This window comes from Corallococcus llansteffanensis, assembly GCF_003612055.1.
GTDB classification, from domain to species: domain Bacteria; phylum Myxococcota; class Myxococcia; order Myxococcales; family Myxococcaceae; genus Corallococcus; species Corallococcus llansteffanensis.
The window spans coordinates 1-26,548 of record NZ_RAWB01000055.1; the positions used below are offsets into that span (position 1 = coordinate 1).

Here is a 26,548-nt window from a genome sequence, read left to right on the forward strand (position 1 = left end):
CACGCCCGTCATCGTGAACGCCGCCAACGTCCAGGTGAACCCTGGCACCGCGGGCACGTCGGCCGTCTCTGGCACGGCCACCACGCTGGTCCAGGCCGGCGGTGGCGGCGGCGCGTGCGCGGGCGATGGCGGTGGGGGCACGAAGTCCACGCTGAGCGCTGACGCCTCCACGGCGGGCTCCACGGGAGACATCATCACCGTCAAGGCAGACCAGCCGGAGCTGCTCTTCTACTGAGCGGAGCCTGTCGGCGGAGGGCTTCAAGAATCGCCTGGATTGCGATGAATGCCCAGGGCCCGGTGGTGGACCGGTTGCTGTGGATGCAGTCCGCCCGCGGGCCCTGGATGGGAGCAGCCCGACCCCGGGAACGTCTGGGTGACCTGCGTGTATGGCATTGAAGCGGGTGTTGACCCCTGAACAGCAACAGCAACCAGGAACTCAAGGGCAGGCTGCTGCATCGTTTTCCCCCTCGGTGGCTCCATTCGTAGACCCTTCCCCGTGAACGGACAGGCCTTTCCGTCCATCGCGGGGCAGCCCGGGGGGCATTGTCTTGAGCGTGAACGCGAATTGTCAGACGTGGGCCATCCAATCCATGCCGGTGAAGGCTTCCGGGTCCCTTCGCTGTTCCCTGGGCCCTCCCCTCCAGCGGCACCCGGACGATGGCGGTGGGTCGCGTCTCCTTCTCGGACACCGACACCGCGAGCGACTGGGCGTATGACCCGGCCACGCTCGGCGTCCTCAACGGTGCGGCGCCGGATGAGCGCCTGCCCCGACGGCGGGTCGATGACAGGGATTGAGTCTGGATTGACCGCATGGGCTCAATGTCAGCCGCCTTGCGGGCGCGAGCGAGGCGGAAAGAATGCTTGTCCTGTCAGGATGGGCGAGGCAGAACGTTGTACTGCCGCATGATCATTTCGAGGGGGAGTCACATCATGGAGCAGCTTGGGTCTTCGGCTCGTGGGCCGACCATGGCCGGGTCATGGAGTCTGGCGCGGCGGTGCTTCGCGCTCATCCTGGCCATCGCGGTGAGTGCCTGCGGAAATGGAACGGTTCCCAGCGACACGGTGGCGTCCATCCTCATCAGCGGGGCGCCCGCCGAGCCCCTCCGCCTGGGCGGAACCGTGCAGCTCACCGCCACCCCCCGGGATGCGGCCGGGAACACCGTGAGCCGGCCGGTGAGCTGGGCTTCCAGCAACAGCGAGGTCGCGGAGGTGAGCGCCCAGGGGCTGGTGACGGCCGTGAAGCCGGGCGACGCGGTGATCTCCGCCTCCAGCGAGCGCAGTACCGCCACGGTCGTGGTGCGGGTGGGTGGAGCGACGGGCCCTGACGACACGGTGGCCTCTATCCTCCTTGGCGGGGCACCCGCCGAGCCCATTCCCGCGAACGGAACCGTGCAGCTCACCGCCACCCCCCGGGATGCGGCCGGGAACACCGTGAGCCGGCCGGTGAGCTGGGCCTCCAACAACAGCGAGGTCGCGGAGGTGAGCGCCCAGGGGCTGGTGACGGCCGTGAAGCCGGGCGACGTGGTGATCTCGGCCTCCAGTGAGCGCAGCACCGCCACGGTCGTGGTGCGCGTGGTCGTGGCGAGGGTGGCGTCCGTGACGCTCGACGGCGTCCCCACGGGACAGGTGCCCGTGGAGACCACGGTGCAGCTCTCGGCGACGCTGAAGGACTCACGCGGGGCCATCCTCTCCGGGCGTGCCGTCACCTGGAGCTCGAGCGACACGAGCCGCGCGCAGGTGAGTGCCTCCGGGCTGGTGACGGCGCTGAAGCCCGGCCAGGTGACCCTCTCCGCGACCAGTGAGACGAAGAGCGCGTCCGCGACCCTCGACCTCTACGTCCCCGTCGCCCAGGTCACGGTCTCGCCTCCCTCCGCGGTGATCGCTGTCGACCAGGAACTCCAGCTCCGGGTGGTCCTGAAGGACGCCCATGGCAACGTGCTGACGGGCCGCACGGTGGAGTGGGTGAGCTCCGATGCATCCCGCGCGGAGATCCAGGCGGACGGCAAGGTCACCGGCAGGGGCGAGGGCTCGGTGAGCGTCACCGCCACCTGCGAGGGCAAGTCGGCCGTGGCCCGGTTGCGTGTGATTGTGTCGACGGGTTCGTGGAACCAGACCGAGGAATGGGCGACGTTCCAGGGAAACGCCCGGCACACCGGCGCGGTGGATGCGACGCTGGATCCCGAGGTCTTCCGCGAGCTGTGGGTGGGCCCGGCGTTCAAGAGCGCCGGTGCGCTGAACCCCGTCACCGAAGGAGGGGGGGCGGTCTTCGTCTCCACCCAGAGCTACTTCGGCAGCCAGCAGCTGGCCGCGCTCGATGCCCAGACCGGGGAGTCGCTGTGGACGTACAGCTTCGGCGCCATCCACGCGGCCCACCCGCCCGCCTATTCCGACGGCGCGGTGTACCTCACCACGTCGGGGCACGAGGACTCGTTCCTCTACGCTTTCGATGTGGCCACCGGCACCCTCCGGTTCCAGAGCCCGTACGGCAATCAGTGGTCGCACTACTACGCCCCCGTGGTGCTCCAGGGGAACGTGTTCATGGCGGGCGGCTACTACGACGGCATGTACAGCTTCAACGCGACCAGCGGAAGGCAGCGGTGGTTCTTCGGCACCAGCCAGTATGACCAGTGGACGCCCGCGGTGGAGGGGGGGCAGGTCTTCGCCTACACCGAATCAGGGCTGCAGGTGGTGGACGCGGCCACGGGTGGCCTGGCCTACACGATCAAAGACCCCGGCTTCGACTGGAGGGGATGGAGCATGAACACGGCGCCGGTGCTGGGCGGCTCCCGGAACGTCCTCGCCATCCAGGGCTACCGGCTGCTCTCCTTCGACCTGGCGAACCAGCGGGTCGGCTGGTCGCTGAAGGCCCTGTTCACGGGCAACGTCACGGTCGCGGACGGCGTGCTGTATGTCTTCAACAACGGCAAGGTGGAGGCCCGGGCCGAGTCGGATGGCGCCCTGCTCTGGACCTGGGTGCCGCCGGAAGGCCTGCCGCAGGGGACGACCCTCGTGACGGACAACTTGCTCTTCGTCAGCACCGCTTCGAACACGTACGCGGTGGACCTGACCACCGGGAAGCACGTCTGGACGTACCCCGCCGGCGGATACCTCGCCCTGGGCAAGGATGGCATCCTGTTCATCGCGCGAAGCAATGGGAGCGTCGCCGCCATCGCGGTGAAGTGAGACACACGCGGCAAGGACGCAGGAGCGCGACCCTGCGTCCTTGCCGCGCCGGAGTCAGTGGGCCTGACCGGTGAGGAACTGGTTGCGCACCTGGAGCATCGCCACGCGGACGTTCTCCAGGCTGCCCACGAAGAGGAAGCTGCGGAACGAGTAGGTGCCGGGCGCCAGGCCGGTGCGGCGGAACACGGCGCTCCACTTGGTAGTGGAGTTGGCGGGGTTGCCGCCGTCGATGAACGAGAAGCGTGCGTAGCGGCTCGCCGTGCCGCCGTCCGGAAGGTTCGGAGACCAGACGCCCAGGGCCGCCGAGCCGTCCGGCAGTGAGATGATGACGGGCTCGTCCTGCTCCGTGTTCGCCGGGGACTGCGCGATGAGTCCTCCCGTGGCGAAGTTCATGGCGTAGAACGAGGAGAACTCGCCGGACAGGTAGGCTGTGGGGCCCTCGAGCTGGAACGCGCTCGCGTACCGCGGAAGCTGCACGGCGGTGATGAACTCGATGGCGTGACGGATGCCGCCGAAGCCCACGCGCACGTCGGTGTTCATCCGGTAGTCGGACACGTTCGTGGTGTTGACGGCGCGCACGCAGTTGCCCGAGGGGAACGGGTGCGCCTGCCCCGCGGCGAGCCAGTAGGCGGGCAGGTTCTGCACGGCCAGGCGCGAGGTCTCCGTGTAGACGCCCTCCAGCACGCTGGTGGTGGTGGACGCGAGCCCGTCGTTGCCGCTGCCCGCCTGGGTCGGGTTGTAGCACTCGCCGTAGTTATCGATGATGACCGCCGTCTGGAGCTGGCGGCCGTGGTCATACGAGTTGATGAACTCGCGCCCGTTCCACATCAGGCTGTCGATGGCGCCCGCCGTGCGCGTGGAGGCGCTGATGCGGATGATGTCGTTCTCCACCGTCCAGCGTCCGTAGCCGCCCGGGTAATGGCCCTTGCGGCCCTCGTTGGCGCCGTAGGTCAGGTAGTGGTTGAGGGCCCCGGTGTAGTTGCCCGCGCCGTAGGCCGCGCGCACATCCGCGTGCAGGTCCAGGTACTGGCGCGTGTGGAAGCTGGACACGGCCTGCCGCCCCTCGCGGATACCGCTGGCCTGCCAGTGGTTCATCGCCTGCTGCGGCGTCCGGTAACCCGCCCGCATCAGGTCCGCGTTGTTGTTCAGGTAGAACAGCCAGTTGAAGACGCGCGGGTCAAAGACGTTCTGCGCCTGCGCGGCCTGGGAAAACCCCAGCGTCCCCAGCACCAGCGCCAGCTTCAGGACCGCTGCCCATCGGGTGTGCCTCATCGTCACTGCCTCCTCGCGCGGCTTTCTCTCGCGCAGGCCACCGAGCCTGGAGGAAGAAAGGTATTCCGGACAAGTCAAGTTTTTACGAAATGCCGGTTACGCGGTAGTCCTGCGCAAAAGCACTCATGCGGAGAAGTTGATGCCTGATTCAGGAATCATCTAGGCGCCAGCCGTCAAGGTGATACCTTGCGCCCTCTTTCGAGGGAGGGTTTCCATGCACGGTCAGCGCTTTGGACGTCTTTGCTGTGGGCTCCTCGCATTGACGGTCCTCGGGTGCGGCCCCCTGGAGATGCCGGCGGAAGAGTCTCCCGGGATCGCCCAGGTCCAGGGCGCGCTGACGCAGGTGACCAGCTTTGGCACCAATCCCGGCAACCTGAGGATGTGGACGCACGTGCCGGCCAGCATGCCCGCCAACGCGCCCCTGGTCGTCGCGCTGCACGGCTGTACCCAGACGGCGGCGGCCTACGCGGCCACCGGGTGGACCGCGCTGGCCGGCCCACTCAAGTTCTACGTCGTCTATCCGGAGCAGGTGAGTGGCAACAACTCGACCAACTGCTTCAACTGGTTCGAGCCTGGGGACACCGCGCGCGGTCAGGGCGAGGCGCTCTCCATCAAGCAGATGGTGGACCACATGAAGGCCACCTACTCCATTGATCCAAGCCGGGTGTTCGTCACCGGCCTGTCGGCCGGCGGCGCGATGACGCACGTGATGGCCGCCACCTACCCGGATGTCTTCTCCGGCGCCGCGGTGATGGCGGGCATTCCGTACCGGTGCGCCACGTCGATGACGGGTGGCTTCAGCTGCATGAGCCCGGGCGTGGACAAGACGCCCACCGCGTGGAGGGACCTGGTGCGAGGCGCCTTCTCCACCTATACGGGCGCCTACCCGCGCATCTCCATCTGGCACGGCACCTCCGACTTCACCGTGAAGAACACCAACCTCACCGAGGGGGTGGAGCAATGGACCGCGGTGCACGGCATCGACCTGACCGAGGACGTCAGCGAGACGGTCGCCGGCTACCCCCACAAGGTCTACAAGGACGCCGCGGGCAGGGCGCTGGTGGAGTCCTACTCCCTCACTGGCATGGGGCATGGGACGCCCATTGATCCGGCGTTCAGCTTCCCCGGAACCACCGTGGCCTGCGGCACGGCGGGCGCATACGTGCTGGACACGGACATCTGCTCCACCTGGTACGTGGCGAAGTTCTTCGGGCTGGACAACTCCGACTCGGTCGCGCCCACCGTGAGTCTCACGGCGCCGGGCAATGGCTCCACCGTGAGCGGCGCGGTGCAGGTGACCGCCACCGCCTCGGACAACGTGGGCGTCGCGCGGGTCGAGTTCTTCATCGACAACGCGCTGGCAGGCACCGACCCGGCCTCGCCCTACGCGTACACCTGGAACAGCGCCACGGCGACCAATGGCACCCACGTGCTGGTGGCCAGGGCCTACGACGCGGCGGGCAACACCGCCGCCTCGAGCACCGTCACGGTCACTGTCACCGGCGGCACCTCCGACACGACCGCGCCCACCGTGAGCTTCGCTTCTCCTACCGGCGGCGCCACCGTCTCGGGCGCGGTCACCCTCGCCGCCAACGCGGCGGATGACCGGGGCGTGACGAAGGTGGAGTTCCTCGTCGACGGCGCCGTGGTGGGCCAGGGTGTGTCGGCGCCGCAGGCCGGGCGCTTCGAGCTCAGCTGGGACACCGCCCCCTACGCCACCGGGACGCACACGCTCCAGGCGCGCGCCTACGACGCGGCGGGCAACTCGGCCGCCTCCGCGTCGGTGCTGGTGACGGTGGCCCGGGCTTCGGTGGGCTTCACCGAAAGCTTCTCGGCCAACGGGCCGGACAACGCCGGTTGGAGCCTCACCACGTGGGCGCTGGACGCCAGCGACCAGACGGGCAGCACCGGCAGCAAGTCCATCCTCGGGGCGGCCACCGCGTCCTTCAACACCGTCACCCGGACGGCCAGCGTCAGCGTGGCGCTGCCGGCCAACCCCCGGCTGACCTACTGGCGCAAGCTGGACCTGTCCTGCGCCAACACCACCGCCTCGGCTGCCTTCCGCGTCATCGTCAATGATGGGGTGGACACGGTGGTGGACTCGGCGGTGAAGAGCGGCCTGGGCACCCTCACCGAGGCCAACTGGACGCAGCGGGCGGACCTCGACTTGTCGGCGTTCGCCAACAAGACCGTCGTCCTCAAGTTCGTCGTCACCGTCACGGACACCAGCACCAACAACCTCAGCCGGTCCAAGGCGTGGGTGGACAGCATCCGTGTGGGGCCGCCGGGCGCATTCGCCGGCACCACGCCCTCCCCACGGTGAGGGCCCGGGCGGAGTCGCCACCTCGCGAGCGGCCTTCCTGCTGGTGCGGGAACCGACGCAACTGGCCCGGACGCTGGTGGGAATGGCAAGACACGTCGACTCGGCCCGAGGAAGCCCCTCCGTTTATTTCTGTGCGCCGACTTCGCCGCAAGGGTGCCCTGGCTGGCATGCGCCGGGGCCGCGCAGCGACTCGGTTGCTTGCAGCCGTTCCTCGCGCTGCCGGGCGAAGAGCTCTTGGGCCTTCGCCTGCTGCTGTGTGTCCAGGAGCGGCTCCACGTCCTTCCAGGCGGCGTTCTCGTTGTCCTCCACCGCGCGCAGCAGTGCCTGCCGCTGCTTCACGGCCTCTTCACCCTCGGGTTGGGGGGGCTCCGCTGGCCAGGCGCTGGGGCCCGGGCTGCTCCGGGTTCCGATGCCGGGCGGGTTCCTTCGCGGCGGCGGGCGTGGGCTGCTGATCTCCCTGAGCCGGTCGTGTAGCGGCCGGTTCTTCGCCGCGAGGGCTTCGTCCCGCTGCCCCAGCTGGATCATCTGGTTGGTGGTGAGCGCCAGTTCGTCGTGACGCGCGAGCAGCAGGGCGATGGGGGATTGGAAGAGGACCTGGGGCAGCAATGCCACGGGGCGCTCGGACGGCGACGGGCTCGCACATGCGCCCAGGAGGACGGTCAGCAGGGACCACCACACGAGGGACTTCAGGGGCATGGCTTCTCCGGGAGACATGACCGCATCGCCTCTTCGCGCGAGTCTACCCCAGGCAGCGGCCAGCAAGCAGCCCGGCGAGGCTACGAGCAGGAGTTGCCGTCAGGGCAGGACCCATCCGCCCCGCAGCACGTCACGCCGTCCGAGCACTTGCCGCGCTTCACCGCGCCCACCAGGTCATTCCAGGGATGGGGCGGCGCGGTGTCTTCAGCCCGCGCCGCCGGGCCCTGGAGGAACGACTCCCGCTGGAAGGCATGCCGGCCGGAAGTTCCCGACCCGCCGATACCCTCCACCCTGCAATGACTTCCAGTGAGGACCGATATGCCGCCCCAGGTCCCCGGGATACCTCAGGTATCCCTTAGCCTTTCCGACAGGGATGACTCAGGGGCAGAGACAACCGCCAGTACACGCGTAGTCCTTGGTGCAGGGCGAGCCGCCACAGGCCGCTACACAGTTCGCCTCGGTGCTATGCCAGCGGACGTAATTGCACGTCCACTTCTGCGTGCAGATGGCCAGCTGCGTGACAGTGCCTTCCGGGAGCTGTTCATCGGCGGAGACCGACTCGGACGCCGGTGCCTGCTCCGGCTCGTACCCTCCGCCGCAACCCGCGGAGACGGTGAGGCCCACGACAACAGCCAGCAGGGACAGGGTGATTCGCATGGGACAGGCTCCTGGGTTTCACGAGTTGGGACTTCAACGGCGCCTCCTGATCCGAGCGAGTACGCATGCGCGGTACCGGATGCGCCACACGAGCATGGAGGTACTGGGGGAGGTTAGGAAGACCTGATTTGCGTGCTCTCACGATCGGGTCGGTGGTGAGGTCCCGCCTCCAGCGACCGCACCCCGTGTCCCCAGACCACCTGGTTTTCATTTTCTGGGAGCACTAATAATGCGTGTTTGTCTTGATTTCACTTCCGGTGTGTCAGTCTTCATGCCAGAAGCGAGGCCCGTCGCGCTCCGTGGAGCGGTTGGCCATGCAGGCCCCGTCCCGGGGCGGACCCAAGAGGGGACACCATGTTCACTGACAACACGCATCGTCTGGGAATGGCGCTGCTCGCGACGCTCGGGCTCGGGTCGCTGATGGGCTGTGGCGGCGCGCCGGACGCGTCCATGCCTTCCGAGCAGACGCCTCCGGGAGCGCTTCGGGACAGCGAGGCCGACCTCTACGTGGCGTCCTCCACCCTCTGGCGGCCGCTGGCCATCCCCGTGTGTTGGGAGAACCCGGCCACCGGCAACGCCACCCAGCGGCAGTGGGTGCGCGACGCGGTGACGCGCACGTGGGAGGCGAACTCGAGCGTGCGCTTCTCCGGCTGGGGGACGTGTCCGGCCTCGTCCAGCGGCGTCCGCATCAACATCAGCGACGTCGGCCCGCACGTGAAGGCGCTGGGCAAGGGCCTCCGCGGCATGGCCCAGGGCATGGTGCTGAACTTCACGTTCGCCAACTGGAGCCCGTCGTGCGCCAGCAGCCTCAAGTACTGCATCGACGCCATCGCGGTGCATGAGTTCGGCCACGCGCTGGGCTACGCCCACGAGCAGAACCGTCCGGACCGGCCCTCCACCTGCACCGAACCCGCGCAGGGCTCCTCGGGTGACTGGCTCATCGGGCCGTGGGACCTGGCCTCCGTGATGAACTACTGCAACCCGGCCTGGAACGGGAACGGCGACCTCAGTGCCACGGACGTCCAGGGTGCGAAGGCCACCTACGGCATCCCCTGGGAGTCGCTGGGCGGCGGGTTCACTTCCGGCCCGGCGGTGGCGTCCTGGGGCGCGAACCGGCTGGACGTGTTCGGCCGGGGCCTGGACAACCAGCTCTACCACCAGGCCTGGACGGGCTCGGGCTGGACCGGCTGGGGCCTCCAGGGAGGGGGCACCATCACCTCCGACCCGGCGGCGGTGAGCTGGGGCCCGAACCGCATCGACGTGTTCGCGCGCGGCACGGACAACTCCATGCTCCACAAGGCGTGGGATGGCACCGGCTGGAGCCTCTGGTATTCGCAGGGCGGCGTCTTCAACTCCGGCCCTGCCGTGGCGTCGTGGGGCGAGAACCGGCTGGACGTGTTCGGCCAGGGTCAGGACAACCAGCTCTACCACCAGGCCTGGACGGGAACGGGCTGGACGCAGTGGACCCTGATTCCGGGCACCGTGACGTCGGAGCCGGCCGCGGTGAGCTGGGGTCCCAACCGCATCGACCTGTTCGCGCGCGGCACGGACAACTCCATCCTCCACAAGGCGTGGGATGGCGCCGGCTGGAGCCCCTGGTACTCGCTGGGCGGCAGCTTCACCTCCGCTCCGGCGGCGGTCTCGCGCGGCGTCAACCAGCTGGAGGTGTTCGGCCGGGGCGGGGACAACAGCCTCTGGGTGAACGCGTGGACAGGCTCCAGTTGGACCGGCTGGCAGTGGCTGGGCGGTGAGATGACCTCCGCGCCCGACGTCGCGAGCCGGGGTCCCGGTGGGATGGATGTCTTCTATCGCGGCACGGACAACACCCTTCGCCACTCCTCGTACAGCAACGGCTGGTAGCAACCCCGCCGGCGCCCGGGGGCACCCAGTGCCCCTGGGCAGAGATGGAAAGAGTCTCAGCGCTCGTTGTCGAGCAGCTTCATCTGCTGCTCGGGGTAGGCGTGGGGAATCTTTGCGTTCCCGTCGCGGAGGTCGGCCCCGGCTATTCTCGGAGGATGGTCGACCTGCTCATCGATGGGCTGCGCTACGGCGCGCCGGCGGCCGCGCCACCCGCAGCCAGACCAGCGAGACCATCAACCACGACGCCGTGAGCGCGCTCCACGCCGGGGGCGCGCTGGCCCCTACCAGCCACAGCGTCACCCCCACGCCCATGGCGAGCACCCGTGCGAGCTCCAGCGGCTCGCTCCAACTTTTCGACTCCAGCATCCCGCTCCAGGCGGTCGCCATCGCCCAGAGCAGCAGGCTCAACGCGACCTTCTGCCAGCCCGACAGCGGTGAGGCATGGTGGCTCACCAGGAGCATGAACGGCATCGACGCGAACAATTGGAAGACGAGGTAGCCACGGACGCCGGACAGCTCCCGGGAGTGGTACTTCACCTCCGCGCCCTCCTGCTTCCAGTACCCCAACGCGCGCGGAGGAAGGTCCGCGGGCCGCCAGCCGGTGGGCATCCCCCAGATGCGCAGCCGGTCCCACAGGCTCTTCGTGGCGACGGCGTCCGCGACGAGCCGGGCCCACGCCTGGAAGTTGATGACCGTCGGGTCCCAGGTGTTCGCCGGGGTGGTCAGGCCGTAGGAGCACGGCTCGGTCTCCTCCGCGTAGGTGCCGAACATCCGGTCCCAGATGATGAGGAAGCCCGCGTAGTTCTTGTCGATGTACGCGTCGTTGCGCGCGTGGTGCACGCGGTGGTGTGACGGCGTGTTCAGCCACGACTCCACCCACCCGGGGAGCTTGGGGATGACGCGCGTATGGGGGATGAACTGGAGCACCAGGTGGAAGGCCACCATCGCCAGCACCGCCTCCGGCGGGAAGCCCACCAGCACCAGCGGCCAGTAGAAGAGGAACGAGAAGAGGCGCTGCGTCACGCTCGCGCGCAAGGCCACCGCGTAGTTGAGCTCCTCGGTGGAGTGGTGCGGCGAGTGGGCTGCCCAGCCGATGTTGGTGCGGTGCCCGAAGCGGTGGAACCAGTAGAAGAGGAAGTCGACGCCCAGGAAGAGCGCCACCAGCGACAGCGGCGACGAAGCGTCGAGCCGCCACGGTGCGTACTGGCCCAGTTGCGTGAAGAGGGGGAGCACCAGCAGGGCCACCGCGACGTTGACGCACTGGTTCATCACCGCCGTGCCCATGCTCGCGATGGAGTCCTGGAAGCTGTAGTAGCCGTTGCGCCGCGCCACGCACCAGGCGAACTCCGCCAGGGCCAGGGCGATGACGAAGGGCGTGGCCACGGCATAGACGTTGAGGGACATGCCCCCGGTATATGTTTCCCGAAGCCGCCTCCGCCTTAACCCAGGTCAAGCCCAGGTCCCCGCGACGTGAGATTCCCGAAGCTCTTCGAGCGCCTCGCCACCCTGGCCCCGCTTCCTGCCGAGGAGTGGGTGAAGGCCGAAGCCGTGGCGAAGGAGCAGTCGCTCGCGAAGCGGGAGCTCTTCATGCGTCCGGGAGACGCGGCGGACCGGTTCGCCGTGGTGCTCCAGGGTGTCTTCCGGGGCGTGCGCGTGTCGCCACGCGGGGGCGAGTCCATCAAGGCCTTCCGCGCCGAGGGAGAGCTGATTGGCGCCTATGCGGAGATGTTGCAGCGGCTGCCGTCGATGACCGCGATTGAAGCGCTCGAGCCGAGCCACGTGCTGGTGTTCCAGACGCAGGACTTCCAGCAACTGGAGCAGGGCCACGTGTGCTGGGAGCGGCTGGCGCGCCGGGTGGCGGAGCAGCACTTCGTCCTCAAGGAGCGCCGTGAGCAGGAGTTCCTGGAGCTGTCCGCGGAGGAGCGCCTCGTGAAGTTCTGGGAGGAGCATCCCCACCTGAAGGGAAGGATTCCCCAGCGCGACGTGGCGGCCTACCTCGGCATCACCGAGGTGGCCCTGAGCCGCATCATGTCACGGCGCCGCAAGCGGGCGGAGTGAGCGGGCCCAGGCATCAACCTCGCGGACGGTGTATCCATCGCAGTCGAAGGGGGAATCATCATGCGTTCATGTCTCATCGCCTTGGGCCTGCTGACCCTGCTCGGGTCCTCGCGGGCCGGGGCCGCCGGCAAGGCCGTCGCGATCATCTGGAAGGGAGCCAAGACCCAGGCCGACGCCGAGGCCAAGAGGGTTTCCTGGGGCGAGCTTGGCAACGTGCTCGAAAAGACGGGCCTGACGCTCAAGGACGACCCACCCAAGCTCGTCCAGAGCAAGACCGTGCCCGGCCTCAAGCCCGGCTTCTGGGTGTGGCTCCTGGGCGTCTGCGCCCCCGATGAGGCCTCCCCCATCGTCGAGCACCTCAAGCTGCTCTCCCCGGAGACCTACTCCCGCGAGGTGAAGGTCCCCGCGAAGAAGCGGTCCTGCCCCCAGCGCGAAGGCGCCGCCCTGGAGGCCCGGGAGGAATCCCTCAAGCGCCCTTCCGGCGAAACCCTGCGCGTGTTCACCCGCGAGGAGCGCGAGGAAGACGCCGAAGAAGAGGAAGGGAAGTGGAACCACGGCTCGCTGACCCGGTACCACTTCGTCCTCTTCGGCAAGGACGGCGAAGTGCTCGGCTCCACGGACGCCGTGGGCGAAGAGGATGTCGACAAGAGCACGGGCGAAGGCCCCACGGCCTACCGCTGCGACGTCACGAGCCTGGAGGCGTCCAAGGACGGCACCTTCATCCTCACCCGCAGCTGTCACGCGCGAGCCGGCGAGTGCGGGGCCCTGATGTCCGCGGACGAGGTCGTCACCGTGGAGGTGAGCGGAAGCTCCGTCTCCGCCAGCGCCCCGAAGCGGCAGAACGAGCAGTACGCCGACTGCGGCTGACCGCCCTCAGGGGAGCCGGTAGACGGTGACGGAGCCGTCCCGGTGACTTCACCCTCCAGCAGCTGACCTCGCGGGGTGTCAGGGGCCGGAGTGGATCCATCCCACCCGCCCGGGAGGCTTTGACTGGCGACGGGGCAGGGCGGGACGTAGCTTGAGCGCCAACCCCATGGGTGCCTCCAACGAACAACCCGCCCCGGACGCGGGGGACGAGCGGGCGCGGGTGCTGGCGCTGCTGCGGCACCACGGCTGGAACGCGACGTCCTTCCAGGTGCTGCAACCGGGCTTCCGCTACTGGTTCGCGCCCGGGGGTAGCGGGTGCGTGGCGTACGTGGACACGGGTGGCGCGTGGGTGGCGGGAGGCGGCCCCATCGCCGCGCCGGAGCGCGTGCGGGAGGTGGTGGAGGCCTTCCATCAGGCGGCCCGGAGCGCGGGCCGGCGCGTGAACTTCTTCGCCACCGAGGCGCGCTTCTCCCAGCTCGTCCCGTTCGAGGAGTTCCCCATCGGAGAGCAGCCGGTGTGGGACCCGGCGAACTGGGACGCGGTGGTGCGCGGCAGCCGCAGCCTGCGTGAACAGCTCCGCCGCGCCCGGGCCCACGGTGTCCGTGTCCGGGAGGTGCCCGCCGAGGTGATGGAGACGCCGGGCCACCCGCTGCGCGCCGCGGTGGAGGTGCTGATGGAGCACTGGCTGGCGTCGCGGCGGATGGCGACCATGGGCTTCCTGGTGGGGCTGGCGCCGGGTGCCTTCGCCCGCGAGCGCCGTGCCTTCGTGGCGGAGCGGGAAGGCCGCGTGGTGGGCTTCCTGTCGGTGACGCCCGTGTTCGCGCGCGACGGCTGGTTCCTCCAGGACCTGCTGCGCGAACCCTCCGCGCCCAACGGCACCGCGGAGACGCTGGTGGACGCCGCGATGCGCGCCGCGGCGGCGAACGGACGCCGGTACGTGACGCTGGGGCTGGCGCCGCTCGCGGGCCCGGTGCGTCCCTGGCTGCGCTTCGCGCGCACGGCAGGACGGCCCCTGTTTGACTTCGAGGGCCTGCGCGCCTTCAAGGCCAAGTTCCGCCCCGACGCCTGGGTGCCCCTCTTCCTCTCCCACCCCGCGGACGAACCAGCCCCGTGGGCGGTGTACGACGCGCTGCGCGCCTTCGCGCGGGGCAGCCTGGTGAAGTTCGGGCTCGTCACGCTGCTGCGCCGGCCCCGCTTCTTCGTGCGCGCGCTGACCGCGCTGCTGGTGCCGTGGACGATGCTGCTCGCGCTGCCGGTGAGCACGCCCTGGTTCCCCTCGCCGTGGGTGCAGGGGGCGTGGGTGCTGTTCGACGTGGGGCTCATCGTCGGGCTGCTGCTTTTGATGCGTCGCTGGCGTGACGGACTGGCCACGCTGCTGGGCGGGCTCACCAGCGCGGATGCCTGTCTGACGTTGGTGCAGGCCATCACCTACAACGCCGCCCGCGCGCGGGGCCCGTGGGACTGGGGCATCATCGTCGTGTCGGTGCTCGCCCCCGCCACCGCGTCCGCGATGCTGCTGCGCTCGCGCGACCTCCGTGTCCCCGAGCCGTAGTTCATGGTTTAAAGGTTAAGTGATATATCCGGCTTGCCGTCAATCATTGGCGGCATCCGCGAAGTCCTTGCCTGAAGTGTCCCCATGGCCTCTTCCCGTTCGATGACGTCCCCTGTCCGCGCGTTGTCATCACACCGCTTCCTCAGGGGCCTGGGGACCGCCGCGGCCCTGGCGCTGGTGGCGGGGTGCGGTCCGGAGGGTGACGGCGCGGAGGCTCGGCCGGTGGATGCAGTGGCGCAGGAGATCGCCGGTGGCTCCAATGCGCTCATCACGGACTTCCCCTGGATGGTGTCGCTCCAGGACGTGGACGGCACGCACCGCTGCGGGGCGGCCGTCGTCGATGCCAGTTGGCTGCTGACCTCACGTCAGTGCGTCCAGGGGGCGACTGCCCTGGCGCTCAAGTCCCCCACGTTCCTTCGGATTGGCGCGGGCAGCGCCTCCCGCAGCACCCTGGCCTCCGCGGGGCAGCTCCGCTGGGTGCTGGATGTCATCCCGTTCCCCGGCTACGTGGGCGCGCAGCAGGGCAAGGATGTGGCGCTCTTGCGGCTGTCCACGCCGCTGACCCTGAACGCCACCACGCTGAAGGCCATCCCGCTGGCCACGCCCGCGGACGAGGCGGCGGGCCTCACCAACCCGGGCGTCACCGCGACGCTGACGGGCTGGGGCATGTTCACTGCGGGCTCCGGCGTGTTGAAGGACGTGCTGCAGAAGATGGACGTGCCCATCGTCACCAACCTGTCCGCGTCCATGTCCCACGGGATGACCATCTCGGCGGATCAGCTGCCCACGTTCATCCCCAACAGCTTCCGGTTCTTCTGCCCGGGTGACCTCGGGGGCCCGCTGGTCGTCAACGGTCCGTCGGGGAAGCTGCTCGCGGGCGTGGCGAGCTGGTCCAGGCCGGGGAGCTGCATGCGCCCCACGGCCCCGGAGATGTATGCCCGCGTCGCGTCGTTCCAGCCGTGGGTCTCCGACCTGCTCGGAAGGACGCCTGGCGTCCTCCTGAACAATCCGGTCGTGGCCGTCCCGCAGGGCACGTGGAAGCACTCCACCGTCACCGTCCCGGCGGGCGCCCTGTCGCTCAACGTGTCGCTGGCGAATGGCTCGGGTGACGGCAACCTCTACGTCCACACCGCGCAGCCCACCACGACCGTCTACACGTGCCGCTCGAACGGCGGCGACGTCACCAACGGCAACGCGGAGTACTGCGCCGTTCCCAACCCGGCCGCCGGCACCTGGTACGTCTCCGTGTACGGCGCCGGGTCGGTGTCCAACACCTCGCTGCGCGTGACGACCTACTAAGCCGGCCCAACTCAATCCGTTCCGGGGGTAGCAGCAGCCCCTGCATGTGCCGCGCCTGCGAAGGTGGCGCAGGCAGCGGCGCTGAAGCCAGCCGCGCGGCTCCCCGGTCAGCCCGTGGGTGGGTGCAGGGCTCCCCTGGTGCGGAGGAGCGCTCCGCTCAGTCCTGGCACTGCCACGCGCTTTCCCGTCCTCCGTCGCCGGTCGACACGCTCTCGGGCAAAGCGTCCCGGCGACGAAGCGGATGAACCTGTCCGACTGTCGGACAGGTTGGTGACCAGCGCGCCCGGCAGACGCCCCCACCGCTTCACCAGGGAACGGGCCGGGGCCGTCCGGCGACAGCCTCCCGCGTGGCACGCAGCCCACCTGTCCGCCACCCCTCCGGGTGGGGTGGCGGTTCGACTGGAGGGACTCCTTGGAGTGGGACGCGCCAGGTGCGGTGCGAGAGGGTGCCTGCGTTGTCCCGTGCCGGAGTCTCCCCTTGAACGGAATGACTTCGGCTGGCTTCGCGCTCCGTCTCAAGGTCCGTCGAGGGGACATTCTCGCCGCTTCGCGAACAGGCATGGCGAACCGGGGTCACCTGGCGGAGCGAACAGCCTTGTCGGTGGCAATGAGGTCAAACGCGTCAGGGTCGAAGGATCCGCCGACCCATTCGAGCACTTCTTGGTGCTCTTCGTGCTTGGGGTTTCGAAGAACCTCAAGCAGCCGTGCGTAGCCAGGGGGGCCGCCGCAATCATCGGGTGGCGATGCTCGCGCCCCTGCTGTGCACGCGGGGTACCGTCTGCCGACTTCGGCGGGCTGCACCTTCTTCACGCGGATGCGGTGCACCCAGTCATCACCGAAATCATAGATGTAGCCGAAGATGTGACGCGCGCGCGGAGCGATATCCGAGACGGTGTATCTGCGCTCATCTTGCAGCGGAGTGTCGCTGAAGCCGAAATCGCTGGAGTCCCCCGCTGCCCGGTGACCGTATTGCCGCCTCGAAATGTCCTCGAACATGTGCAGATGGCTGTTGCTCCAGCCAAAGGCTGCTTGCAGGACTTCATGCAGCTTTGAGAGAGGCGTGTCGCTGCGCACGTGAAGCTCTCGCCAGATGGCGGGCTGGATTCCCATCAACTCGACGTGCAACACGTGAATGGAGGGTTCGGCCTGCGTCTTCTTTCGGGAAGCCATGGATGGGGCGCGTGTACCCGCTCCCAGCATGGAGAGGTAGTGTCCTGCCGGGTGGGTCGTGCACAGCGGCAGTTCAGCCTACGGCCTCCTTGCGAACCTCTTCGGTCCGAGCAACCTCCTGCTCCTTGAGTTGCTGCTGAATCCACGCGCCCTCGTCCAGGGACTGGCTCCGCATGGCGCGCTCGACTGCTTGCGTCTCGCGGAACTCCCGAGCCTCGGCGGTCATCGTCCACTGGGTCTGGAGACCCATTCCGTCCACCACCTGCCGGAGGTTCTGGATCGCCAGTCGGAAGAACTCCTTGCGTGGGTTGACCTTGTTCACCTGCTCGCGCACGAAGCGCTTGTGCAGTTCACGCTCAAGGGATGGCGCATCCTCACTGTGGATGAGTGCGTGCACGTCAAACTCGAAGGGCACGCTTGCGTCGCCCAGTTCCTTGATCCGGTCAAGCGGCTCGAGGCGTCGGGTGAGACCGACCTTGAAGACGTTCTCGCCGAAGGAGCCCACGTTGGAGATGACGTAGACGTGGCCCGTCTTCGTCTGCTGCGCCATGGAGATGGCGCGTTGGTTCTTCTCCTCGGCCTCCTTGAGCTTCAGCGCGAGTTGGGTGAGCTGCTCTTCGTACTTTGACTTCTGTTCATCGCCTGCCTTCTCGAACTCGCGCCGGGCCTTCTCCATCGCCTTGCGCAGCAGGTCTTCCTCTTTTTCCGCTTCGCGCTGGGCGCGTTCAAATTCGCGCTGGGCCTTCTCTTCCTCGCGGATGCGTTCCTTGATGATCCGCTGTTCTTCGCGCTCCTTGAGCTTCAGCTCGTTGGCCACCACCGCCCACTTGAGTTCCTCCAGGCGGACCGCGAGGTAGGCCGGCAGGATGCGCGCGTTCCGGAAGGCCTGCCCGTTGTTGTTCACCACGCTGAAGGCGTCCTTCACCTTCTGTTCGAGCGTGCCGAAGTTGTCGTGGCGCACCCCCGCGAGGATGGAGTCCACCTTTCCGTTGAAGGCATCGAGAACGAATTCGATGGCCGTGGTACGGCGGTTCGCTTCGACGTAGTCGCAGCTCGCGGCCTTGCCCCCACGAATCATCTCCCGCATTCGCTCACGCGCCGCCTTGAGCCTTGAACCGGCCTCCGTGAATCCGAAGTGGTCCGCGAGCTCATCGAGTACCCCTTGCGTGGGCACCACGTAGCGGTCCCCATAGCCCTCGATGATGTTGCGCATCGCGGCGGCCGTTTGTTCCAGTTGCTTTGTGTTCTGCATCGCAGCGAAGGCCTCGCCCGCGATCTCCTGTGCGCGCTTGTTCGCGGATTCGATGGTGCGGCGGGCCTCCGCGGCAGCATCCGCGAGGAGCGCATCGGAGCGCTTGCGCAGCTCCGCTGCATCCGCGACTGCGCTACCGCGCAGGGCTTCCGCCGCCTCCACCGCGTTGTTGCGCAGTGTCTCCGCCGCTGCCGCCGCACGGGCGCGCACGGCCTCAGCCTCTGCCTCCGCGTCCACGATGCTCTGGTACTTGTCGAGCACGCGGTTCCGCGCTTGGAGCGCGGCGACTTCCTGCTCAAGTCGTTCGCGCAGCGCATTCGCTTCGCGAAGCGCGCGCTCTGCAGCGCGCCGCTTGACGAGCACCACACCTAACATCACGGAGACGATTGCCAGGAGAAGCAGGCTGGTCAGAAGCATGGATGGACCGTCCTCAGGTCATTCATTCCCAGGGGCGAGAGTCTCCCAGCCAGGCAATCCCTTCCCATCCCCCATGGGGGGGATTGACGGTCGTCATCCGGTGAGCCTTCAGATCGGGCTCGTTGCCGCTTCGCCTCCCGGCCAGGGCCTGGAGCGCGCGAACTACTTCGCGCGCTTCAGCGCCACCTGGAGCTCGGTCGGCAGGTGGGTGGCGTCAGGGTTGCAGCCCCCGCTGGCGGGCCGGGCTCCGAAGAACAGCTCGTCCCCCACGACCTTCACGACGTCCTGCTCCCAGGGGCAGGTGTTGAAGGAGAAGACCGCCGAGCAGCCATTGGTGCTCGTGACGTCCTGCTCCTTGCCCACCGCCCACTTCTGGGTGCCGCACGTCCCGGGGGCCGCGCTGTTGAGGTACTGCGCGAAGCCGTCCGCCAGGGGCGTGAGCTTCAGCGTCGAGAAGATGAAGTGCGCGGGCGACGCGCCCTGGGTCGCGCCCGCCGTGGCGATGGGCTGCGAGCGCACGACGTAGGGACCGGTGATGACCACGCGGGACATCTTCTGGGCCTCGTTGCAGGTGCCATCCATGTAGAAGGTGATGACCGCCTTGGAATCCGACTTCGAATACGTGAAGTCGCGCTTCACGTAGTACTTCTGGTCGCCCCCACCCGGCCGGACCTCGCACTGCGTGGACTTCCAGTGCCCCACGATGCTGGGAGGCTCGGCGGCGAGCGCCTGGGTGGCGAGGCACAGCGTGGCAATGGCGGCGAAAGAAAGACCCTTCATGGTGGCTCCTGGGCTTGGGGACACGCGAAAGGTAGCCTCGGAATGTGATTGAACTGACTGAAACGTCGTCACCTCCCAGATGAACAACCTTCACATCGATGTCCGCGACCTCAACCTCTTCGTCTTCCTGGACGCCGTCCTCTCCGAGGGCAGCAACCGCGCCGCCGCGGCCCGGCTGGGCGTGAGCCAGTCCGCCGTGAGCCACGCGCTGGCCCGGCTGCGCCACCGGCTGGGAGACCCCCTGGTCATTCCCACGAGTGGGCGCATGGTGCCCACGCCCCTCGCGGAGTCCCTGGCGCCCGTGCTGCGCGCGGCCCTGGAGCAGCTCCGGGGCGCGCTGCACGGCGCGCGCAGGTTCGACCCGGCCACGGCGCAGCGCACCTTCTGGCTGTCGTCGGCGGACCTGGCCGGCATGGTGGTGCTGCCTCCGCTGATGCGGGAGCTGACCCGCGCGGCGTCGGGGGTGTCCGTGCGCGTGCGCGGGCCGGGCGAGGGGATGGAGGAGGCGCTGGAGCGGGGCAGCCTGGACGTGGCGCTCGGCGTCTTCGGCGACATGCCCGCGGCCTTCCGCGTCCAGGCCCTCTTCCAGGAGCGGTTCGTCTGCCTCGCCCGGGAGGGCCATCCCATCGCGCGAGGCCGGATGACGCTCGGGCGCTACCTGGAGCACGGACACATCAGCGTGTCCCCCTTGGGGAAGACGGGCAGCCTGGTGGACGACGCGCTCGCCCGCCTGGGCCGGTCCCGCGAGGTGAGGGTGGCGGTGCCGCACTTCTTCCTGGCCCTCTTCATGGTGGCGGAGACGGACCTGCTGCTCATCGCGCCGGAGCGCATGTCGCTCCTGATGGCGCCCGCGTTCCGCTTGAAGCTGCTGCGTCCCCCCATGGAGCTCGCGAACTTCACCGTGAGCCAGCTCTGGCACGAGCGCATGCAGCACGACCCCGCGCATGCATGGCTGCGCAAGGCCATCGCGGACGCAAGCCATCAGCCCGCCTCCACGGCGACCGCCAGGACGGTGGCTCCGTCTCCCGGCGAACCCTCGGCCGGAGCACGCGGACGAAGGTGACGCGCGAGCGGCTACGGTGCGCGCCGCTTCCATGGCCTCCCCCTCCTTCGAGAATCCGTCGCTGACCCTGGGCCTGTCGCTGGTGGCGGGCATCCTCGCGCAGCTCGTGGCCCGGCACCTGAGCGTGCCCGGCATCGTGGTGCTGTTGTCCGCCGGTGTGCTCCTGGGGCCGGAGGCGCTGGGCTGGGTGCGGCCGTCCTCGTTGGGCCCCGCGCTCCAGACCGTCGTGGGCTTCTCCGTGTCCGTCATCCTCTTCGAGGGGGCGATGAGCCTGGACGTGCGCAAGCTGCGCCGCGAGGCGCGCTCCATCCAGCGGCTCGTCACGCTGGGCGCCGCCATCACCGCAGTGGGCGGCATGCTGGCCGCGCGGGCCCTGATGGGCTGGGACTGGGTGGTGTCCGCCCTGTTCGGCACGCTCGTCATGGTGACGGGCCCCACCGTCATCAACCCGCTGCTGCGCCGCGTGCGCGTCACCCACCGCGTGCACACCGTGCTGGAGGCCGAGGGCATCTTCGTGGACGCCGTGGGCGCCATCATCGCCGTGGTGGCGCTGGACATGGCGCTGCACGCCGAAGAGGGGCCCTGGCTGCTGGTGAGCGCGCTGGGCTCGCGCTGGGGCGTGGGGCTCGCGGTGGGCGGCGTGACGGGGCTGCTCATCACCCTGGGCCTGCGCCAGCCCACGTGGGTGCCGGAGGACTTGAGCAATGTCTTCTCCCTGGCCCTGGTGCTGGGCGCCTTCCAGGTGAGCAACGCGCTGGCGCCGGAGAGCGGCGTGCTGGCCGCCATCTCCGCGGGCCTCGTCGTGGGCAACGCCAGCGTGCCCGCGAGGCGTGAGGTGCTGGCCTTCAAGGAGCAGCTCACCGTGCTGCTGCTGGGCATGCTCTTCATCCTGCTCGCGGCGGACATGCGCCTGTCGCAGGTGACGGCGCTGGGCTGGCGCGGCGTCGCCACCGTGCTCGTGCTGATGCTGGTGGTGCGGCCGGTGGCCGTGGCCGCGTCCACCACCGGCTCCGGCCTGTCCCGCAACGAGAAGGCCTTCATCGCCTGGCTGGGGCCGCGTGGCATCGTCGCCGCCGCGGTGGCGTCGCTGTTCGCCTCGCGCCTGGGCGCCGAGGGCGTGCAGGAGGGACAGGCGGTGCGCGCGCTGGTGTTCCTGGTCATCGGCGTGACGGTGGTGGTGCAGGGGCTGTCGGGTGGGCGCGTGGCCGGGTGGCTGGGCGTGCGCCGCGTGGTGCCCGGGGGCTACGTCCTCCTGGGCGCCAACGCCCTGGCGCGGCAGGTGGCGCAGGCGCTCCAGGCGCGCGGTGAACCGGTGCTGCTGGTGGACTCCAGCGACGCGACGCTGCGGCGCGCACAGGCGGAGGGCTTCCGCGTCCTCTTCGGCAACGGGCTGGAGGAGCGCACGCTCCTGCGCGCGGAGCCGGAAGGACGGCGGGGCTTCCTCGGCCTCACCCACAACGAGGGCGTCAACCTGCTCTTCGCGGACCGCGTGCGCGCGCTCCAGCGCTCCGCCCCCAACTACACCGCCCTGCACCGGGGCCACGTGGGCGTGTCGTCCACCACCGTGAGCGCCACCGGGGGGCACGTCCTCTTCGGCGCGGAGCGCGACCTGGACGCCTGGTTGGCGCGTTGTGAGCAGCAGGCCGTGTCCCGCGAGCACTGGCGCCTGGAGGCCCCGCAGGTGCAGGCCACCGTGCCCCCCGCCACCGGCACCCTGGAGGAGGCCCTGCTCCCCCTGGTGCTGGAGCGCCCCCAGGGCACCGTCCTCTTCGACGAGACCGCGGTGCCCGTGGCCGGCGACCGCGTGGACTTCCTGGTCGCCCACGCTCGCCGTGAAGAGGCCCACGCCTGGCTGAACTCGCACGGCTGGTCGCTGTTGCCCCAGGAGCTTCCAATCCCAAACACTTCCGCCACCCTGGCGACGGAGTGACATTGATCGGATGACGTGACTTGCGTGAAATGCGCGGCATCCGGCAACAGGTCGCGCGGATGTCCCGCGTGGGCTCCTGAAGGCTGGCGGGAGGGGTGTCATGCGGCTGCCTTCGGGCGTCGTCACGGTGCTCGCCGTGGTGCTGAACACCGGTGTGGGGCACGCAGCGCCCACGCCTTCGCAGGCCTCCCCGCCTCCGCCGCTGCCGCCGGGCGTCTCCGCGACGCTGTGGCGGCTGGCGGTGCCTCCGGGCTCCGAACCCACGCCGGAGAAGGTGGCGCTGGGGGAGAAGCTCTTCCGGGAGAAGCGCCTGTCGGCGGACAACACCGTGGCGTGCATGACGTGCCACGAGCCGGAGCTGGGCTTCACCGACGGCAAGGCCCTGTCGGAGGGCATCGGCAACCAGAAGGTGACGCGCAACAGCCCCACGGTGCTCAACGCGCTCTTCAACGCCACCCAGTTCTGGGACGGCCGCGCGGGCACGCTGGAGGACCAGGCGAAGCTGCCCATCCTCAACCCCCGGGAGATGGGCATGCCCAGCCCGGAGGCGGTGGTGCAGAAGGTGCGCGCCATCCCGGAGTACGCCGCCGAGTTCAAGAAGGTCTTCGGCCGCGAGGTGAACTACGACGACCTGGCGGCCGCCATCGCCGCGTTCGAACGGATGCAGTTCTCCGGCAGCGCGCGCTTCGACAAGTTCATCACCGGTGACGCCAAGGCGCTCACCGCGTCGGAGAAGAACGGCTGGGCGCTCTTCAACGGCAAGGCGCGGTGCAACTCGTGCCACGCGGGCAACGCCGTGTCGCCGCTGTTCAGCGACCAGAAGTTCCACAACATCGGCGTCGCGGCGCACAAGCAGGACTTCGTCACCCTGGCGCGCAAGGGCGTGCAGGTGGTGCGCACCGGGGACGAGAAGCAGATCGACGAGCTGGCGCTCCAGACGGAGTTCTCCGAGCTGGGCCGCTTCCTGGTGACGAAGCAGGAGAACGACGTGGGCTCGTTCAAGACGCCCACGCTGCGCAACGCGGGCATCACCGGCCCGTACATGCACGACGGGTCGCTCACCACGTTGTGGGACGTGATGGACCACTACAACAAGGGCGGCGTGCCCAATCCCTTCCTCGACGGAGGGATGCAGCGACTGGGGCTCACGGAGCCTGAAGTCGACGACCTGGTGGCGTTCCTCTTCGCGCTCACGGACACGAAGTTCGACAAGCTCAACAAGGAGCAGCTCGCGAAGCAGCGCGCCCGCAGGAACAACCGGCCGGAGCGGGACACGGAGGTCGCCATGGGGAAGAAGGGCAACCTGGGAGACCTGGCGCCCAACCCGGACCTGAACGTGAAGAATCCGGCGGACCTGGGCATCTACGGAGACGTCACCCCGGTGGCGCCTTCCACGCAGTCCAAGCCGCGGTAACGGAAGGGCGCCATGGCCAACAAGTTCCAGAGCATCGAGACGAAGCACTACGCCGAGCGCGAGGCCTTCTTCGAGGGTCTGAAGAAGCTGGACCGCCGCGCCTTCCTCCGCGTCGCGGGCATCTCCGCCGGCATCGTGGCGGGCATGGGCAAGCTCACGCCCAACAGCTTCCAGTTGGTCAACGTGGCGGACGCGGAGGGACAGAAGCCGAAGTTCTCCTTCGCGTACATCTCCGACACGCACCTGTACGAGAACAAGCTCAACGACCGCTTCGTGCGCGCCATCCTCAAGGCCGTGGACGACGTCAACGCGTTGGACCCGCAGCCGGACTTCGTCCTGTTCGGCGGGGACCTGGCGCAGCTGGGCCAGGCGGGTGAGCTCAAGCTGGGCGCTCAAATCCTCAAGGCCGTGAAGGCCCCCATCAAGATGATGGTGGGCGAGCACGACTGGTTCCTGGACATGGGCGAGCAGTGGCGCGACCTGTTCGGCGCGCCCAACTACTCCTTCGACCACAAGGGCGTGCACTTCGTGGTGCTCAACTCCATCCACGAGAAGGACTTCTGGACGGAGCGGAAGCTCACCCCGATGGAGCGGATGAAGATCGTCGCCGGCCTGGACAATGGCATCCAGTCCCGCTTCGAGGTGGGCGGTGAGCAGCGCCAGTGGCTCCAGAAGGACCTGGCGAAGGTGGCGAAGAACACCCCGCTCATCGTCTTCAGCCACTCGCCGCTCTACAAGTACTACAAGCCCTGGAACTTCTGGACCGACGACGCGGACGAGGTGCAGGCCATCCTCAAGCCGTATGAGAAGGTCACCGTCATCCACGGCCACACGCACCAGCTGCTCAGCAACCGCATTGGCAACATCCAGTTCCACGGGATGCTGTCCACCGCGTGGCCGTGGCCGTACGCGCCGGAGGGCCTGCCCGCGCTCACGGTGCCCATGAACCGCGCGGATCCGTTCAGCCAGTTCGACGGCTGCGGTGACGGCCGCATGGACGTGCTGGAGTCGGGGCTCGTGGACAAGGTCTACAACCTCTGGCAGCGCGACCCCATCACCGTGCGCGCCAGCTTCCTGGGCTCCGGTGGCAAGCAGGCCGCGCCCCCCAAGCCCAAGCTGCCCACCTACTAGGACCGGAAGAGGAAAGTCCCTCCCATGACCTTGCGAATGAAGCTGCTCGTGGTCCCGTGCGCGGCCCTGTCCTTCGCCGGTGGCGTGGCGCTCGCCACGTCTCCCGCCACGAAGCCCCCTCCGGAACCCTTGCCCAAGCACGTCGTGCCCGCGTCCAAGGACGGCAACCTGGTGCTGGGCCTCTGCGACGGCGAGACGTCCCTGGAGGTGGAGGGCGTGAAGGACGGCCAGAAGCTCACGCGCGAGCAGGCCGTGCGCGCCACCTCGAAGCTGATGGACGACTGGCGCAAGAAGAACCCGGACGCGCTCTGGGACGACGTGCCGGGCCCGGCCCTGGCGCAGGCCACCCCTCCCGACGCGAAGAAGTCCCCTCCACCCGCGCCGCAGCCGAACCCCGGCTCGAAGCCCGCGGGCAGCGCCGTGCAGCCGGGCGGCGTGGGCGCGCAGTCGGGCGCGAAGGCGGTGCCCAAACAGGAGCAGGTGAACCTCCAGACGGGCCACACCTACGGCGCGTACTCCGAGCGCGACGAGCAGGTGTGGGCGGACTCCACGCAGGCCTTCGTGAAGGAGGGCCACCGCGTGTTCCATGACGCGGAGGCGCTGGGCGGCACGGTGGGCGTGTCGTGCGACATGTGCCATCCGGACGCGGCCAACACCCACCCGGAGACCTATCCGAAGTACCAGGTGCAGCTGGGGCGCGTGGCGCTGCTGCGCGACATGATCAACTGGTGCATCGAGAACCCGCTGCGCGGCAAGCCACTGGCGGACGGGGACCCGAAGATGCGCGCGATGGAGGCGTACATCTACGCGCAGCGCAAGGGCACGAAGCTGGAGTACGGCAAGCACTGAGGCCCGGGCCGTGGGCGCCTACATCCGGTGGATGAGCAGGCGCACCACCATGGCCAGGACCATGACGTAGGCGAAGCCGAGCAGGACCCGGGCGGTGAACCGCATCCGGGTCGGCTTCTGGGGGGACGCTCCCGCGGAGGGTGCGCGGCGTTGGTCGCGCATCAGCAGGAACCGCCCCAGCCCGAGCGCCACGAGGGCGATGACGATCCCGATGTCCGTTGCATCCATGGCGGGCATCATCGGGTGCCCGCGGGACGCGATCCAATCCGTGCCAGGGCTTGCCCCCACCCCGCCCGTGGCGGGTTGAATGCGGCCCATGTCCCTCACCCCTGCCTCCGACCCCAGCGGCCTGCTGGAGCGCGCCCCGCGGCTTGCGCAACTGCTGCCGGACGAAGCGCTGACGGCCGCGCTCGCGCGGGGTGACGCTTGGACGGTGCACGCGGTGCTGGTGCGCAGGCTCGAGCGGGAGCCCCCCGGGCCCACGCGGGAATTGCTCGCGTCGCTCGTGGAGGACCGCGCGGCCTTCGTCACCACGGTCCGCGCTCCCCGGACGCACTCCGTGCTGGGCACCGGCGTGCGGTGGCAGGGCCGGCCCGCGCCCGAAGCGCCCCAGGCTCCCTTCGTCGCCGCGCGCACCGTGTCGGTGCTGGGGCTGCCGGTGTGGCCGCTGAGCGACTACCTCGTGCGCGCCAGCCCGGCGGCGCCGCTCCAGGTCATCGGCCAGGTGCCACCCCCGGCGGGACGGGCATGGCGCCGCCGGGCTGGCGCGCACGAG

General features: G+C 69.0%; 22 protein-coding genes and 1 pseudogene. 15 read left to right on the plus strand and 8 right to left on the minus strand.

What is annotated here, in order from left to right; genetic code table 11:
• The 3 genes and pseudogenes from D7V93_RS44810 to D7V93_RS07835 form a co-directional block, all read left to right on the plus strand.
• A pseudogene (locus D7V93_RS44810) lies at positions 1-235 on the plus strand (hypothetical protein); the annotation flags it as partial.
• A gap of 428 nt (positions 236-663) precedes the next feature.
• Positions 664-795 (plus strand): hypothetical protein, encoded by a 132-nt coding sequence (locus tag D7V93_RS47300; protein ID WP_279636862.1) that lies wholly within the window; start codon positions 664-666, stop codon positions 793-795.
• Between the two features lie 171 nt (positions 796-966).
• A complete protein-coding gene (locus D7V93_RS07835; protein ID WP_158623672.1) occupies positions 967-3,183 on the plus strand; it encodes an Ig-like domain-containing protein in 2,217 nt (738 codons plus the stop codon).
• Positions 3,184-3,237: 54 nt separating this feature from the next.
• Here the strand turns inward: D7V93_RS07835 and D7V93_RS07840 are convergent, their stop codons facing one another.
• Positions 3,238-4,455: a hypothetical protein gene (locus tag D7V93_RS07840; protein WP_120642785.1), complete on the minus strand. Its 1,218-nt coding sequence runs from the start codon at positions 4,453-4,455 to the stop codon at positions 3,238-3,240.
• A 214-nt stretch (positions 4,456-4,669) separates the two neighbouring features.
• Here D7V93_RS07840 and D7V93_RS07845 point away from each other — a divergent pair, with 214 nt between their 5' ends.
• The gene (locus D7V93_RS07845; protein ID WP_120642786.1) at positions 4,670-6,778 is read left to right on the plus strand and encodes an extracellular catalytic domain type 1 short-chain-length polyhydroxyalkanoate depolymerase; all 2,109 of its coding nucleotides are present in this window, start codon (positions 4,670-4,672) and stop codon (positions 6,776-6,778) included.
• A gap of 123 nt (positions 6,779-6,901) precedes the next feature.
• Here D7V93_RS07845 and D7V93_RS07850 read toward each other — a convergent pair whose 3' ends face one another.
• On the minus strand, positions 6,902-7,474 hold the full coding sequence (locus D7V93_RS07850; RefSeq protein WP_120642787.1) for a hypothetical protein: 573 nt from the start codon (positions 7,472-7,474) through the stop codon (positions 6,902-6,904).
• 378 nt (positions 7,475-7,852) lie between these two features.
• Positions 7,853-8,131, minus strand: a complete 279-nt coding sequence (locus D7V93_RS07855; RefSeq protein ID WP_120642788.1) for a hypothetical protein — start codon at positions 8,129-8,131, stop codon at positions 7,853-7,855.
• 354 nt (positions 8,132-8,485) lie between these two features.
• On the opposite strand from D7V93_RS07855, the gene D7V93_RS07860 reads away from it, so the two are divergent.
• On the plus strand, positions 8,486-9,991 hold the full coding sequence (locus D7V93_RS07860; RefSeq protein WP_120642789.1) for a DUF8189 domain-containing protein: 1,506 nt from the start codon (positions 8,486-8,488) through the stop codon (positions 9,989-9,991).
• Positions 9,992-10,159: 168 nt separating this feature from the next.
• On the opposite strand, the gene D7V93_RS07870 is transcribed toward D7V93_RS07860, so the two are convergent.
• A complete protein-coding gene (locus D7V93_RS07870; RefSeq protein WP_120642791.1) occupies positions 10,160-11,395 on the minus strand; it encodes a sterol desaturase family protein in 1,236 nt (411 codons plus the stop codon).
• A gap of 66 nt (positions 11,396-11,461) precedes the next feature.
• On the opposite strand from D7V93_RS07870, the gene D7V93_RS07875 reads away from it, so the two are divergent.
• From D7V93_RS07875 to D7V93_RS07890, 4 genes are all read left to right on the plus strand, one after another.
• Positions 11,462-12,049: a Crp/Fnr family transcriptional regulator gene (locus D7V93_RS07875; protein ID WP_120642792.1), complete on the plus strand. Its 588-nt coding sequence runs from the start codon at positions 11,462-11,464 to the stop codon at positions 12,047-12,049.
• A 60-nt stretch (positions 12,050-12,109) separates the two neighbouring features.
• Positions 12,110-12,916: a hypothetical protein gene (locus D7V93_RS07880; protein WP_147451076.1), complete on the plus strand. Its 807-nt coding sequence runs from the start codon at positions 12,110-12,112 to the stop codon at positions 12,914-12,916.
• A gap of 166 nt (positions 12,917-13,082) precedes the next feature.
• On the plus strand, positions 13,083-14,468 hold the full coding sequence (locus tag D7V93_RS07885; protein WP_120642794.1) for a DUF2156 domain-containing protein: 1,386 nt from the start codon (positions 13,083-13,085) through the stop codon (positions 14,466-14,468).
• Positions 14,469-14,552: 84 nt separating this feature from the next.
• Positions 14,553-15,767 (plus strand): trypsin-like serine protease, encoded by a 1,215-nt coding sequence (locus D7V93_RS07890; RefSeq protein ID WP_244237162.1) that lies wholly within the window; start codon positions 14,553-14,555, stop codon positions 15,765-15,767.
• Positions 15,768-16,340: 573 nt separating this feature from the next.
• On the opposite strand, the gene D7V93_RS07895 is transcribed toward D7V93_RS07890, so the two are convergent.
• The 3 genes from D7V93_RS07895 to D7V93_RS07905 all read right to left on the minus strand — a co-directional run bounded on the left by D7V93_RS07895 (position 16,341) and on the right by D7V93_RS07905 (position 19,386).
• Complete coding sequence (locus D7V93_RS07895; protein ID WP_244237163.1) at positions 16,341-16,937, minus strand: plasmid pRiA4b ORF-3 family protein; 597 nt, start codon at positions 16,935-16,937, stop codon at positions 16,341-16,343.
• Between the two features lie 73 nt (positions 16,938-17,010).
• Positions 17,011-18,606 carry an SNIPE associated domain-containing protein gene (locus D7V93_RS07900; protein ID WP_120642797.1) on the minus strand — a complete coding sequence of 532 codons (1,596 nt, stop codon included), beginning with the start codon at positions 18,604-18,606 and terminating at the stop codon, positions 17,011-17,013.
• A 162-nt stretch (positions 18,607-18,768) separates the two neighbouring features.
• A complete protein-coding gene (locus D7V93_RS07905) occupies positions 18,769-19,386 on the minus strand; it encodes a hypothetical protein (RefSeq protein WP_120642798.1) in 618 nt (205 codons plus the stop codon).
• Between the two features lie 79 nt (positions 19,387-19,465).
• On the opposite strand from D7V93_RS07905, the gene D7V93_RS07910 reads away from it, so the two are divergent.
• The 5 genes from D7V93_RS07910 (at position 19,466) to D7V93_RS46465 (ending at position 25,773) form a co-directional block, all read left to right on the plus strand.
• Positions 19,466-20,449: a LysR family transcriptional regulator gene (locus D7V93_RS07910; protein ID WP_120642799.1), complete on the plus strand. Its 984-nt coding sequence runs from the start codon at positions 19,466-19,468 to the stop codon at positions 20,447-20,449.
• Positions 20,450-20,480: 31 nt separating this feature from the next.
• A complete protein-coding gene (locus D7V93_RS07915) occupies positions 20,481-22,379 on the plus strand; it encodes a cation:proton antiporter (protein WP_158623673.1) in 1,899 nt (632 codons plus the stop codon).
• Between the two features lie 100 nt (positions 22,380-22,479).
• Complete coding sequence (locus D7V93_RS07920) at positions 22,480-23,793, plus strand: cytochrome-c peroxidase (protein ID WP_120642801.1); 1,314 nt, start codon at positions 22,480-22,482, stop codon at positions 23,791-23,793.
• Positions 23,794-23,805: 12 nt separating this feature from the next.
• Entirely contained in the window at positions 23,806-24,924 is a 1,119-nt protein-coding gene (locus D7V93_RS07925; RefSeq protein WP_120642802.1) for a metallophosphoesterase family protein, read from the plus strand.
• A 24-nt stretch (positions 24,925-24,948) separates the two neighbouring features.
• Positions 24,949-25,773, plus strand: coding sequence for a c-type cytochrome (locus tag D7V93_RS46465; protein WP_244237164.1), 825 nt, complete (start codon positions 24,949-24,951; stop codon positions 25,771-25,773).
• 18 nt (positions 25,774-25,791) lie between these two features.
• Here the strand turns inward: D7V93_RS46465 and D7V93_RS07935 are convergent, their stop codons facing one another.
• A complete protein-coding gene (locus D7V93_RS07935) occupies positions 25,792-26,091 on the minus strand; it encodes a hypothetical protein (RefSeq protein ID WP_120642803.1) in 300 nt (99 codons plus the stop codon).
• On the opposite strand from D7V93_RS07935, the gene D7V93_RS07940 reads away from it, so the two are divergent.
• Positions 26,090-26,548, plus strand: a 459-nt coding sequence (locus D7V93_RS07940; RefSeq protein WP_147451077.1) for a hypothetical protein, incomplete at its 3' end; no start/stop codon positions are given. The two genes, D7V93_RS07935 and D7V93_RS07940, sit on opposite strands and share 2 nt — an antisense overlap.

Coding starts and splice junctions, on each gene's coding strand:
- D7V93_RS07835 (WP_158623672.1), top strand. CDS start 967: ATGGCCGGGTCATGGAGTCTGGCGCGGCGGTGCTTCGCGCTCATCCTG.
- D7V93_RS07840 (WP_120642785.1), bottom strand. CDS start 4,455: ATGAGGCACACCCGATGGGCAGCGGTCCTGAAGCTGGCGCTGGTGCTG.
- D7V93_RS07845 (WP_120642786.1), top strand. CDS start 4,670: ATGCACGGTCAGCGCTTTGGACGTCTTTGCTGTGGGCTCCTCGCATTG.
- D7V93_RS07850 (WP_120642787.1), bottom strand. CDS start 7,474: ATGCCCCTGAAGTCCCTCGTGTGGTGGTCCCTGCTGACCGTCCTCCTG.
- D7V93_RS07855 (WP_120642788.1), bottom strand. CDS start 8,131: ATGCGAATCACCCTGTCCCTGCTGGCTGTTGTCGTGGGCCTCACCGTC.
- D7V93_RS07860 (WP_120642789.1), top strand. CDS start 8,486: ATGTTCACTGACAACACGCATCGTCTGGGAATGGCGCTGCTCGCGACG.
- D7V93_RS07870 (WP_120642791.1), bottom strand. CDS start 11,395: ATGTCCCTCAACGTCTATGCCGTGGCCACGCCCTTCGTCATCGCCCTG.
- D7V93_RS07880 (WP_147451076.1), top strand. CDS start 12,110: ATGCGTTCATGTCTCATCGCCTTGGGCCTGCTGACCCTGCTCGGGTCC.
- D7V93_RS07885 (WP_120642794.1), top strand. CDS start 13,083: ATGGGTGCCTCCAACGAACAACCCGCCCCGGACGCGGGGGACGAGCGG.
- D7V93_RS07890 (WP_244237162.1), top strand. CDS start 14,553: ATGGCCTCTTCCCGTTCGATGACGTCCCCTGTCCGCGCGTTGTCATCA.
- D7V93_RS07895 (WP_244237163.1), bottom strand. CDS start 16,937: ATGGCTTCCCGAAAGAAGACGCAGGCCGAACCCTCCATTCACGTGTTG.
- D7V93_RS07900 (WP_120642797.1), bottom strand. CDS start 18,606: ATGCTTCTGACCAGCCTGCTTCTCCTGGCAATCGTCTCCGTGATGTTA.
- D7V93_RS07905 (WP_120642798.1), bottom strand. CDS start 19,386: ATGAAGGGTCTTTCTTTCGCCGCCATTGCCACGCTGTGCCTCGCCACC.
- D7V93_RS07910 (WP_120642799.1), top strand. CDS start 19,466: ATGAACAACCTTCACATCGATGTCCGCGACCTCAACCTCTTCGTCTTC.
- D7V93_RS07915 (WP_158623673.1), top strand. CDS start 20,481: ATGGCCTCCCCCTCCTTCGAGAATCCGTCGCTGACCCTGGGCCTGTCG.
- D7V93_RS07920 (WP_120642801.1), top strand. CDS start 22,480: ATGCGGCTGCCTTCGGGCGTCGTCACGGTGCTCGCCGTGGTGCTGAAC.
- D7V93_RS07925 (WP_120642802.1), top strand. CDS start 23,806: ATGGCCAACAAGTTCCAGAGCATCGAGACGAAGCACTACGCCGAGCGC.
- D7V93_RS46465 (WP_244237164.1), top strand. CDS start 24,949: ATGACCTTGCGAATGAAGCTGCTCGTGGTCCCGTGCGCGGCCCTGTCC.
- D7V93_RS07935 (WP_120642803.1), bottom strand. CDS start 26,091: ATGGGCCGCATTCAACCCGCCACGGGCGGGGTGGGGGCAAGCCCTGGC.